Source organism: Sneathia sp. DSM 16631 (assembly GCF_014892235.1).
Classification (GTDB): Bacteria; Fusobacteriota; Fusobacteriia; order Fusobacteriales; family Leptotrichiaceae; genus Sneathia; species Sneathia vaginalis.
This window is the reverse complement of record NZ_JADBHL010000001.1, coordinates 36,977-49,950: the sequence shown is the minus strand read 5'-3', so window position 1 is coordinate 49,950 and position 12,974 is coordinate 36,977. Positions and strand designations below refer to the sequence as shown.

Below are 12,974 nucleotides of genomic sequence, written 5' to 3'. Positions count from 1 at the left end.
ATATTACTCTCCTAAAATTGGTTTTAAAAATTTAGCTGTATATGATTGTTCACACTTAATAATCTCTTCTGGTGTCCCTTTGCAGACAATTTCTCCACCATTTATTCCACCATTTGGACCTATGTCTATAATATAGTCTGCTGACTTTATAACATCTAAATTATGCTCTATAACTACTACCGTATTTTTCTTTTCAACTAGCTTATTTAACACTAGTAGTAGTTTTCGTATATCCTCAAAATGTAAACCTGTTGTTGGTTCATCTAATATATATATAGTATCTCCATTACTTATTTTAGATAATTCACTAGATAACTTTATTCTTTGTGCTTCACCACCTGATAATGTTGTTGCACTTTGACCAAGACTAATGTAGTCCATACCAACTTCAATCAATGTTTCTAATTTTCTTTTTAATGAGGGTATCTTTTCAAAAAAATCATAAGCTTCTAGTACACTCATATCTAAAACTTCTGAAATATTTTTATCCTTGTATTTAACTTCCAGTGTTTCACTATTGTATCTTTTACCCTTACAAACTTCACATTCCACATAAACATCAGGTAAAAAATTCATCTCTATTTTTACAATACCAGCACCAGAGCAAGCTTCACATCTACCGCCTTTTACATTAAAAGAAAATCTTCCCTTATCGTAACCTCTTATCATTGCATCTTTTGTTTTTGAGAACAAATCACGTATATCATCAAAAATTTTTGTATATGTAGCTGTATTTGATCTAGGTGTTCTACCTATAGGACTTTGGTCTATATTTATAACTTTTTTCACTCCATTAAGACCTATTAGCTTACCATACTCTAATGGATATTGTTTTGAGATATTTAATTCATTACATAGTGCTGGATAAAGTGTTTGATTTATTAACGTACTCTTTCCACTACCAGATACTCCTGTCACAACAGTAAATACTCCTTTAGGAATTTTAACGGATATATTTTTCAAATTATTACCACAACAATTTGTAATTTCAAAAAATTCCTTACTTTTTCTTCTTTTTTTTGGTACTACTATTTCAATTTCTTTATTCAAATACTTACCTGTAAGTGAATTTACATTTTTTCTAACCTCATCTGGTGTACCTTTTGCAACAACACTTCCACCATACTTACCTGCATTAGGTCCTATATCTATTAAATAATCACATTCTCTCATAGTTTGTTCATCATGTTCTACCACTATGACACTATTACCCAAATTCTTTAATTCTTTTAAAGTATTTAGTAGTCTTTCATTATCTCTTTGATGTAAGCCTATACTTGGTTCATCTAATACATAAATAACTCCTGTTAATTTTGAACCTATTTGTGTTGCAAGCCTTATTCTTTGTGACTCACCACCAGATAAGCTTTTTGTATTTCTTGATAAACTTAGGTAATCAAGTCCTACACTTATCATAAAGTCTAATCTTTGTCTTATCTCTTTTAGTATTTCTTTTGCTATTTTTTCTTCCTTTTCTGTTAAAACTAAACTGTCAAAGAATTTTTTAGCTTCTATTATACTAATTTTAGATATATCTATTATAGACTTATCATTTATCGTAATATTTAACACTACATTTTTTAGTCTATTACCATGACAAGAACTACATACTTTTTCTACCATATATTTGTTTTCTAGCTCTTCTCTTATTGAATCACTAAATGAATCCTTGTATCTTTTTTTAGCAAGTCCCACTATACCATCAAAAGTCTTATTCCCATCATAGCTATATTCCTTTGTATTTATACTAAATTTAAACTCTTTTTCATCACCATATAGTATTAAATCCTTTTGTTTTTTAGTTAAGTCCTTAAATGGTTTTGTTGTATCTATTGAATGAGCATTTAAAAAATCAAGGAACAACTTGTATGTCCATGATTTTTTTGAATTACCACCACAAATGTATAAAGCTCCATCATCAATAGATAAATCCTTATTTAAAACCAATCTATTCTCATCTATTATTAAAGCAGACCCTAGACCATTACACTCTTCACAAGCACCAAATGGAGCATTAAATGAAAATAGTCTTGGGACTATACTTGGAAATTCTATTTGCTCATGTTCACTACAACTAAAGTTTTCAGAGTATGAATACATCTTATCATCTATCTTAACAAAACAATGTCCACTAGATAATTTTGTTGCATTTTCTATTGCTTCTGTAATTCTAGTCTTTGTTTCATCATTAGAACTATTCATTTTAATTCTATCCATTATCGCAAAAATATTATGACGCTTATTCTTATCAAGCTCTATACTATCATCTAAATCATACATAACATCATCAACAATTACTCTTTGTAGTCCTTGTTTTTGTAGATTAATAAATAGATTTTTAAAACTACCTTTTTTATCCTTTACAATAGGTGACATAAATATTATCTTCATGCCATTTTTTGCCTTTTTGTATATATCAATTACAATCTCTTCAATAGATTGCTTACTAACCTTCTTACCACAAATAGGACAATGAGCTATCCCTATATGTGCCCATAATAGTCTCATATAGTCATAAATTTCTGTCATTGTACCAACTGTTGATCTAGGATTTTTTGATACACTTTTTTGTTCTATAGATATTGCAGGTGATAAACCCTCTATACTATCTAGTTCAGGTTTTTTCATTTGCCCTATAAACTGTCTTGCATATGCTGATAGACTTTCTACATATCTTCTTTGACCTTCAGAATATATGGTATCAAAAGCAAGTGAAGACTTACCACTACCTGATACACCTGTTATTACAACAAGCTTATTCTTAGGTATATCAAGTGAAATATTTTTTAAATTATGTTCTCTAGCTCCCCTAATCTTTATATATTCCATATCTTCCTCCATCTTTTCATTATACCATATCAACTATTGTTTTGCTAGGTAATGAATTTAAGATCACCTTACCGTATCTCATATTTTTAACCCTATTATCTAATATTATTACCTCTCCATTATCAGTTTTACTTCTAATTAATCTCCCTACTCCTTGCTTTAATTTAATAATCGCTTGAGGTAATTGAAAACTCATAAATGGATTTTGCCCTTTATTCTTAATATCTTCTATTAACGCTTCATTTACTGGATCATCTGGAACAAAAAAAGGTATTTTAACAATTACAATATTTTTTAATTTATCTCCCTTTACGTCTACACCTTCCCAGAAGCTATCTGTTCCCAATAGGACAGATCTTGTATTTTTAAATTCTTCTATCATTTTTTTTCTTGATAATTGACCTTGTATAAGGATATTGTATCCCTTTACTTTTAGACCTTTACTAATAGTATCAACTTGCTTGTATGAGGTACAAAGTACAAAAGTACCCTCTTTTTTTTCTTCCAAGTACTTATTCAAAAACTCTATCGTATAGTTTAAATATTCTATACTATTTGGATTATACCCATTATTTGATAAGAAAATTTTCATATTCTTGTCATAATCAAATGGTGATGTTACAAATTCCTTACCAAAATTTTCTAATCCTAGTCTATTTGATATGTATGTAAAATCTTTACCTATACGTAATGTCGCAGAAGTCATTATTACACTTCTATCCTCATATATTTTTTTAATAACATCAGAAATATCTAATGGTGTCTTTTTTATCTCTACATCATGTGTTACAGGATTTAATTTTATCCAGTCTACTGCATTTACAGTCTTTTCATTTAATAGCTCATTAATAAATAGAACAGCTTCTTTTAAACGAGTATAGTATAGTGTAAATTCTTGTTTTGCTTCTTCATCTACATCGGATAAAAGAAGTTTTTTTGATACTTCTTCAAATAGCTTAAATTTTTCTACTATTCTTTCCAAATTTTCTACATACTTCTTTTTATCTGAAAGCTTATCTATTCTCATACTAAGTACATTTTTTTCTACTAGATTTAATCTAATTACTGAAAATAGGTTCATAAAGGCATCATATATTCCGTTTATACTATCTGTAAACTCAAGATATACACCTTCTACACTTGAGAACTTTTTAAATATACCTGTATTTGTTCTTCTATTAAATATCATCCCTATATTCTGCCCTATCTCTTTAGACCCTATATTCTTCTCAAAATAGTTTCTTGCTATTGATTCAATATTATGTGCTTCATCTAATATTAAAACATCAAAATCAGGTAAAACCTTATCGTATTTAAAGTGCGAGAATAAAAGGGCATGATTTACTATTAATATCTCAGCATTTTGTATATTTTCTTTTGCCTTGTAATAGAAACATTTTTTATCCCTTGCACAACCTGCCCCAACACAGTAATCTTTATCTGATTTAACCATGTCCCATACTGTAGGATCAACATAAAAATCTATTTCAGACTTATCCCCAGTTTTTGTATGTTTGTACCAAGATATTAGATTATCATCACGACAATTTCTATTAAGTCTATTGCCACAAATATAGTTTCCTCTTCCTTTTACTAGTCTATACTTTATCTTTTCATTTAATATTTTTTCCAGTAAAGGTAAGTCTTTTTCTATTAATTGTTCTTGTAAATTTATTGTATTTGTTGACACTACAACCTTTGTATTAGTTTTTTTTGCGTGAAGTACTGCTGGTAATAGATAAGCTAAACTCTTACCTATACCAGTTCCCGCCTCAATTATACATGATTTCCTATTTTCTATTGCTTCTTGTATAATTTTTGCCATTTTTTCCTGACCTTCTCTTTTCTCAAAGCCATATTCATTTATCATTTTTTCAAAATATTCATTCATGAATTAAATACATTTCTCCTTTTTCACAGTAGATATATGCCCTATCATCTTTTACTATATTACTTGCAAGCCCTATAGACTTATCTATATCTACCCCATCTAAATTATACACAAAACCTTTTAAATCTAGTTTTTCTAAATCAGTTATTGGAATTATTGAAAATGTTTTACCAGAAAGATTATTAATTACTTCTGTACTTTTATCTAGTTTAATATATCTCATATATTCAAAATTTTCAGTTAAAAACACCATATTCTTATTACTTTGTAACTTCAAAATATTTGATAATGTCATATCTACCCTATTACCTGTTGCACCTACTACTAATACAGGTGTAACTCTTTTTTCCTTATCTATTCTTTTTTTATCCTTAAATCTAGTAGTAACATCTGAAATATCCTCTTTTTCTATATACATAAGTGCTAGTTCAAAGTCTGTATAATCCTTTTCCCTTATACTACGTATAAGCTCAACTCCCTTATACGCCTCTAACACTTCTTTTTCTACTGAATCCATATCCCCTATAATCAAATCTGGAGTTAAATTCATTTTAAAACAAGTGTTTGTTCCACCATCAGCACATATTATTCTTTTATCCTTTACTATTTCTTTCAATTTATCTAAATTTTTAGGATAAACACCATTTAAAAATACAACATAAGTAATTTCCATCTTTTCTCCTTTTGTATCCACATCATACTCTAAAAATTATATCATTTTGTGAGTAATTATACAATTTTTTACATTGCTTTTTACACCATATTGCCGTATACTTAAACAAGAAAAAAATAGAGGTGTGATATATGTTTGAAGAACTTTTTAACAGAAAAAATATTAGAAGAAATGATATACGAAATCTTTTACCTAAAAAATTACCACTACTTATTCATGTGGCTGGAACAAATGGTAAAGGTTCAACTTGTTCATACTTAGAATGTGTTCTAATGCAAAAATACAAGGTTGGAAAATTTACTTCTCCTCATTTATTAGACGTTAGTGAGAGAATAACTATAGATCAAATACCCATAACACATGAAAATTTAAAAACTGCCTATGACAAGTTAAAACATCTTGATCTTGGTTTTTTTGACTTTTTATTCGTAATTGCTTTAAACTACTTTGTTGAAAACAATGTGGATATAGCAATAATAGAGGTAGGAATAGGTGGTAGATTTGATGTTACAAATGAAATTATGTATAACTATGCCTTAATTACAAATGTTAGCTTAGACCACACACAAATGCTGGGTGATACTAGAGAAAAGATTGCTTGGCAAAAAGCAGGTATTGCTAAAAATAATACAAAAACATTCTATACTGATAGCATACTAAAAAGTTTTGTTGAAAAAGAAAGTAATGATACAAAGTTTTTAAAACCCGTAACAAAATTTACACTCCCTCTAAAAGGAGACTTCCAACAAAAAAACTTTGCTCTCTGTTATGAAGTATTTAAACTTTTAAATTTTAGTGATGACAAAATTAGACAAGGTCTTAAAAACTTTAAGATTATTGGTAGACAACAAAAAATACAGGAAAATATACTAGTTGATGTTTCACATAATGTTGATTCAATAAAGGCACTAATACACAATTTAAAAGGAATAAAAAACGTTAATATCTTCTTATCTGTATTACAAGATAAAGACTTAAAAACAATATATACTCTTTTAAAAAATGAGGGATATCCCATTAGCATATTTGCTATGTCCGATATTAAAAGGGGTAGAACAAAAGAAAATATATTAGAAACACTTGGAGATGTGAATATATCAGATAATTTAACACCAAAAAAAGACATGTTCAATGTCTATTGCGGTTCATTTTACTTCATACAAAAAGTTATGGAAAAATTAAATAAGTGAGACTATATAGTCTCACTTATACTATTTTTTATCAACATAACTAAATGGAGCTTTGTATGGTTTACCTTCAGCTTTCTTATCAACATGTGTAATAACTTTAGCTTGCATATCTCTTGCGATATTTAATGTCTTATTTACTAAATCATTTGAATATTTAGTTGAATAATCAGAAGCAGCCTTTGAACCTTTTGTTTTGTAGATATATAGCAACTTCTTTTCTACATTTTTTTCATCTTTAATTACGCCATCTTCATAATTATTCCAATATTCTTTAATACCATTACCAACATTTTTTCTATCTGACTTACCTAGGGTATTTAATAGTTTAAATGTCCAGTAATATGACTTATTATTAGCAACTTGAGTTCTAACTCTCAATGCCTTATTTGTTTGTGATATATTTCCAAAATATGGTAAGTATGGTGAATGTTCAACAGTACCCATAGCTAGCCACATAATTCCTCCAATTTTACTTGGTATGTTCTTTTTAATTTGGAATATATGTGATTCAAGGTTTTTATCTATTCCTATAGGTCTATATACTTTAATATCTGTAAATTCTGTACCATCATATCTATCACGTAGTACATTCATAACATCTTTTAATCCTATCTTTCTTTCAGGTGTTCTAAATAGTTCATATGTATCATTTACGTTATACTTTACCTTATCAGTTGGATTAAATCTTCTTTGTCCTTCATATACTCTAATTTGGTTATAGTTATTTAATTTATCACGATAAGTCATAGCAAGATGGAATTTACCATCTTTTTCTTTTAATAAATTATTCTTTTTAGCAAGATTTATTAAATCTTTTGAATAAATAGTATCTTTTGAGTTAAGATCTATATTACCTAACATAAATGCATTGGCAATAACTGCATATTTATCTTGTGGAACTCTTACAGCTGCGTATTGGTGTCCTGTATAGATTTCCATATACCAAATATCATTTTTGTCAGCAACGTAGATTATATTTCCTTCTCCAGCACCCTTTTTGTCTATAATATCAGCTATAATTTGGACACCTTGTTTTGCATTTTTAGCTTGCATTAATATTAATGATGCCATATCAGGTTCAGTAATTCCACCTTTTACATATGGATCAAATTTTAATATTTCATCATTAGCATTTGCTGATAAAGTTGTAGAAGTACATACACCTAATTCATTAAATCCTGCTTCCCCAAATACACCAGCATCTTGTCCAGCATCTGGTAATATTGTGTATTTTAATGTTTTATGTGGCATTTCAATACTAAATCCTGTATCTGGATTTTTAAATATTGCTTTTTTGCTATTAACTTTTCTTTTAATAACAAAGAAAGTCTTTGGATTTGCTGCTGAACCGAAATCTTCATTTCTAGCCATTAGCATTGATCCATCTTGCGAAACATTTCTACCAACTAAAACACCTGTACAAGCCATAGCATCTATAGCTGAAATTAACAACATTGTTAATACAAATCCCTTTTTCATTTTTATTACCCCTTTTATTTAAAAAGAGAGAAAACATAACTGTCTTCTCTCTTACCAAAGTATATATTATTTAACTACGTACATAGCGACAGTTAAGATTACAACATTTAATACAAATATTATACCTAATAACTTCATTACCCATTTAATGTATGTTGAGAATTCTATCTTAGCAGTTGATAAACCACCCATAACAACTCCTGATGTAGGTGTTATTAAATTAATCAATCCACATGCACCTGAGAATATCATTATCATAACTTCTGGTCTGAATCCAATATTTTGAGTTAATGGAGCCATAATTGGTAATGATACTGTTGCAAGTCCTGAAGTAGATGGAATTAAGAATGATAGTATCATATATAGGATATATGATGCTGGTGCAAATACTATAGCAGGTAATCCTTTTAATAGATTAGAAGCTGTATTTAATATGTACTTATCTAAGTATGTAGCTTTCATTAATACTGAAACACCACGTGATAATGCGATAATTAATACAACTGATAATATATCTGCAGATCCTGCAAGGAATGCATCTACTGTTTCTTTTTCACTAAATCCATTTATTACTGCAATGATAAGTCCCATAAATGTGAACCACATTGACAATTCACCGAAGTACCATTCTCCTAAAGGTACACCAGTTAAGAATGATGACCATCCTTCAAATACATGGATATCGTATTTACCCCACGCAACTAATGATATTATCATAATTACAAATGTAATAGCAAATACAATTAATGTTACTCTTTGTTTTCCAGTAAATTCTACTTCATTAAAGTCAACATGTCCAAAATGTTCATTCATTGCTTCTTGTTCTCTTAATGATAAGAAAATAGAACCTTTATCTCTTTTTACTTTTTCTGCATATCTCATTACATATATAACAGCAGCAATTAAAGATGTAATCCATAAAATTACTCCTATTATCAATATATATGCATTTTCAACATGCAATCCACCATCAACTACTGTTGCCATTGCTATACCAGTTGCAAATGGGTTAATTGTTGAACCAAGACATCCAACACCAGCACCTAGTAATATTACAGCTGCACCGACCATTGAGTCAAATCCAGCAGCAACCATAGTTGAACAAATTAAAGTGTAGAATGCTATTGTTTCTTCTGCCATACCATATGTTGAACCACCAATTGAGAATAGTGTCATAAGTATTGGTATTAAAATAATTTCATTACCTTTTAATTTACGAACTAGAGCTGCAATACCAGCGTCTAATGCTTTTGTCTTTGTAACTATACCTAAAAATCCACCTAAGAATAATACGAATACGCAAACATCTATAGCGTCTTTAAATCCATTGAACGGTGACATAAATATGTCAGCAATTGTTGCACGATTTACACCAGTAACTAAAGAAGAATCATTTTCTATCATTTCAGGAGTTACTGAACCAGGTAAATGTGGTAATAGCCAAGTTAAAATTGCTAATACTACAAGTAAAATTAAGATTATTGAGTAAGCAGAAAGTGACTTACGTTCTTTTTTTGCCATAATCTTTCCCTTCTTTCGTTTTGTTATTTAATTATAGTTCCTGTTTGTCCTTTTAATGCTATTGCTGCTTTTTCTAATGATGTAATCAAAGCCTTAGCTCCATTTGATTTTCTAACGAAATCCATACAAGCTTCTACCTTTGGTAACATACTACCCTTTGCAAATTGTCCTTCTTTTATATATTTTTCTGCGTCATCTAATGTTAATTCTGACAATTCAACTTGGTCTGGTTTATTGTAATTTATACAAACCTTATCAACAGCAGTTAATATAACTAGCATATCTGCATTTAAGTCTAATGCAAGTTTTGCACTTGATCTATCCTTATCTATTACAGCGTCTACCCCTTTTAATCCATTATCAGTATTAATAACTGGTATACCACCACCACCAGTAGCGATGACAATTGTATTATCTTTAACTAATTTTTTTATAACATTCAATTCTATTATTTCCACAGGTAATGGAGATGGTACTACACGTCTATATCCTCTACCTGCATCTTCAGTAAATATGAATCCTTTTTCTTTTTCTATCTTTTCTGCTTGTTCTTTAGTATAGAACATTCCAACTGGTTTTGTTGGATGATTGAAAGCGTCATCTTTTGAATCAACTAACACTTGTGTTACAAGTGCTACTACATCTCTTTCTAACCCTTGTTTTTTCATTTCTTCTCTAATAGCTTGTTGCAAGTGATAACCAATATATCCTTGGCTCATTGCACCACATTCTGCAAATGGCATATATGGAGTACCTGCACTACCATTTGCTGCATAATCCATAGCTAAGTTTATCATTCCTACTTGGGGACCGTTTCCATGACCAACTATTATTTCATATCCCTCTTTGGCCATATCCACTATAACCTTAGCAGTACCCCTAACCAACTTTAATTGTTGATCGGGGGTATTTCCTAAGGCATTCCCTCCTAAAGCTATTACTATTCTTTTACTCATTTTATTTTAATGTTGCATACATTACAGCTTTAATTGTATGCATTCTATTTTCAGCTTCATCGAATACCTTTGATTGAGGGCTTTCAAAGACTTCGTCTGCTACTTCCATTTCTGGAATTCCATATTTTTCATATATTTGTTCACCGATAATTGTATGTCTATCGTGGAATGAAGGTAAGCAGTGTAAGAATATTGCTTCTTTACTTGCATAACTCATTGCCTTCTTATTTACTTGGTAAGGACTTAATAATTTAATTCTTTCTGCCCATACTGAATCTGGTTCTCCCATTGATACCCATATATCAGTGTAAATAATATCAGCATCTTTACATCCTTCTTCAACGCTATCAGTAAATCTAATTACTGAACCTGTCTTCTTTGCAATTTCTTTAGCTTTTTCTATTAATGAAGCTTCAGGAATTAATTCTTTTGGTCCACATGCTGTAAAGTTTAATCCCATTTTAGCACAAGCTATTAATAATGAATTTGCCACATTATTTCTAGCATCTCCCATAAATGTAAAGTTTAAACCTTTTAAGTGCCCAAAGTTTTCTTCTATTGTTAATAAATCAGCAAGCATTTGTGTTGGATGGAACATATCTGTTAATCCATTCCATACTGGTACACCTGCTTTATCAGATAATTCTTGAACTAAATCTTGTGAGAATCCTCTGTATTCTATACCATCATACATTCTTCCAAGTACTCTTGCAGTATCTGCAATACTTTCCTTTTTACCCATTTGAGATGATCCTGGTTCAAGGTATGTAACACCCATACCTAAATCATTACCAGCAACTTCAAACGCACATCTTGTACGAGTAGATGTCTTTTCAAATAATAAGGCAATGTTTTTACCTTCTAGATATTTATGAGGTGTTCTTGTCAATTTTAATTCTTTAAATTTCTTTGATAAATCTAATAAATATCTAATATCTTGACTTGTAAAATCTAATAGTTTTAAAAAACTTCTTCCTTGTAAATTCTTTGGCATTTGTTTTCTTTCCCTTCTTTTGTGTATTTAATTAATTATCTTCTCTAACAAGTGGCATACTCATACATCTAGGACCTCCACGTCCTCTTGATAATTCGGCACTTGGCATTTCGATAACATTAATTCCATGTTCTCTTAGTAACTTATTAGTAACTTCATTTCTTTCATATACTACAACAGTACCAGGTGCTATACATAATGTATTTGAACCATCGTTCCATTGTTCTCTTTCAGCAGCTATTCTGTCTCCACCACCGCAAGGGATTAAAGTAACTTTTCTTCCAACATATCTAGTTAATATATCTTCTAATTTTCCTTCTTGTGGAACAACCTTAACATCATTTCCATCTCTTGTAATTTCAAATACTTGTAATGGACCTAATATTGCAGGGTGTACACTGAATTTATCATAATCTATTTGTGTGAATACTGTATCTAAGTGCATAAATGCTCTTGATTCAGCAATTCTAAATGCTAGTATAGTCTTAATGTGAGAATTCTTTTCATCGAATAAGATATTCTTAGCAACTAAGTCTATAGCAGGAGCTTCAGTTCTTTGTGAAATTCCTATTGCTAATGTTTCATCATTAATATTTAAAACGTCTCCACCTTCAATATGGAAAGGATTTGTTCTGTCATAGAACATTGTTACCTTACCTTTGTATTCTGGATGATAGTGGAAAATATAGTATGCATATATAGTTTCTCTATTTCTTGTTACAGAGTACATTCTATTTAAGATAACACCATTTTGTACAGATGCAAATGGATCTCTTGTAAAGTATAAATTAGGCATAGGATCAAGTATTAATTCTGTTGGATCTTCAAGGTAACTTACTAAATCATGTCTTGGAATATTTAATTCTGACATATTTACACCTTCCATAGTCTTTAATACCATTTCCTTAGTATCTTTATAGCTTAAGAAGAAATCTAATAAAGCTTTTTTATAAACTTCAAGCTTTACGCCACCTTCTTCAATGAATTGTTTCAAGAATTGAACCTTTAATTCATGAGAAGTATCTAGTGTTTCTGCAACTAAATCTTCTAGATATACAACTTCTACACCATTGTCTCTCAAAATCTTAGCAAACGCATCATGTTCTGCTTGTGCCACTCTCAAGAATGGAACATCATCAAACAATAATCTTTGTAATGAATCTGGAGTAAGATTTAATAATTCTCTACCAGGTCTGTGAAGTAAAACTTTTTTAAGCTTGTTTATTTCGCTTCTAACATTTATAACCATATAATCGGCCTCCTATCAGCTTACTTTGTATAACATAGATTCCCTATGTCTACCCTTAGTATATCTTGATAAAATTTTTAATATGGAATTTTTACATAGATTTTTTTGTAAAATACGTTTAATCTCCTCATGTTGATTATAGCTTGATTTTTAATTTAAGCAAGCTTGCCATATTTTTTTGCATTTAATCTC

The 12,974-nt window shown here is 29.7% G+C and carries 9 protein-coding genes; 1 reads left to right on the top strand and 8 read right to left on the bottom strand.

The window, feature by feature from the left end; all coding sequences use genetic code 11:
* Positions 1–3: 3 nt before the first annotated feature.
* The 3 genes from uvrA to IMK15_RS00180 are packed head-to-tail and all read right to left on the bottom strand — an operon-like array spanning position 4 to position 5,393.
* Positions 4–2,829 (bottom strand): excinuclease ABC subunit UvrA, encoded by a 2,826-nt coding sequence (uvrA, locus tag IMK15_RS00190; RefSeq protein ID WP_413469363.1) that lies wholly within the window; start codon positions 2,827–2,829, stop codon positions 4–6.
* 19 nt (positions 2,830–2,848) lie between these two features.
* The gene (locus tag IMK15_RS00185; protein WP_192941456.1) at positions 2,849–4,720 is read right to left on the bottom strand and encodes an ATP-dependent DNA helicase; all 1,872 of its coding nucleotides are present in this window, start codon (positions 4,718–4,720) and stop codon (positions 2,849–2,851) included.
* A complete protein-coding gene (locus IMK15_RS00180; protein WP_192941455.1) occupies positions 4,713–5,393 on the bottom strand; it encodes a thiamine diphosphokinase in 681 nt (226 codons plus the stop codon). Before IMK15_RS00180 ends, IMK15_RS00185 begins: the two co-directional genes overlap by 8 nt.
* Before the next feature lie 131 nt (positions 5,394–5,524).
* On the opposite strand from IMK15_RS00180, the gene IMK15_RS00175 reads away from it, so the two are divergent.
* The gene (locus tag IMK15_RS00175) at positions 5,525–6,583 is read left to right on the top strand and encodes a bifunctional folylpolyglutamate synthase/dihydrofolate synthase (protein WP_192941454.1); all 1,059 of its coding nucleotides are present in this window, start codon (positions 5,525–5,527) and stop codon (positions 6,581–6,583) included.
* Between the two features lie 21 nt (positions 6,584–6,604).
* Here IMK15_RS00175 and IMK15_RS00170 read toward each other — a convergent pair whose 3' ends face one another.
* From IMK15_RS00170 to arcA, 5 genes are all read right to left on the bottom strand, one after another.
* Complete coding sequence (locus tag IMK15_RS00170) at positions 6,605–8,062, bottom strand: C69 family dipeptidase (protein ID WP_192941453.1); 1,458 nt, start codon at positions 8,060–8,062, stop codon at positions 6,605–6,607.
* A gap of 66 nt (positions 8,063–8,128) precedes the next feature.
* Positions 8,129–9,583 carry a YfcC family protein gene (locus IMK15_RS00165; RefSeq protein ID WP_046328764.1) on the bottom strand — a complete coding sequence of 485 codons (1,455 nt, stop codon included), beginning with the start codon at positions 9,581–9,583 and terminating at the stop codon, positions 8,129–8,131.
* Between the two features lie 23 nt (positions 9,584–9,606).
* The gene (arcC, locus tag IMK15_RS00160; protein WP_192941452.1) at positions 9,607–10,539 is read right to left on the bottom strand and encodes a carbamate kinase; all 933 of its coding nucleotides are present in this window, start codon (positions 10,537–10,539) and stop codon (positions 9,607–9,609) included.
* 1 nt (position 10,540) lies between these two features.
* Positions 10,541–11,533 (bottom strand): ornithine carbamoyltransferase, encoded by a 993-nt coding sequence (argF, locus tag IMK15_RS00155; protein WP_192941451.1) that lies wholly within the window; start codon positions 11,531–11,533, stop codon positions 10,541–10,543.
* Positions 11,534–11,564: 31 nt separating this feature from the next.
* The gene (gene arcA, locus IMK15_RS00150; RefSeq protein ID WP_192941450.1) at positions 11,565–12,782 is read right to left on the bottom strand and encodes an arginine deiminase; all 1,218 of its coding nucleotides are present in this window, start codon (positions 12,780–12,782) and stop codon (positions 11,565–11,567) included.
* Between the last annotated feature and the right edge of the window lie 192 nt (positions 12,783–12,974).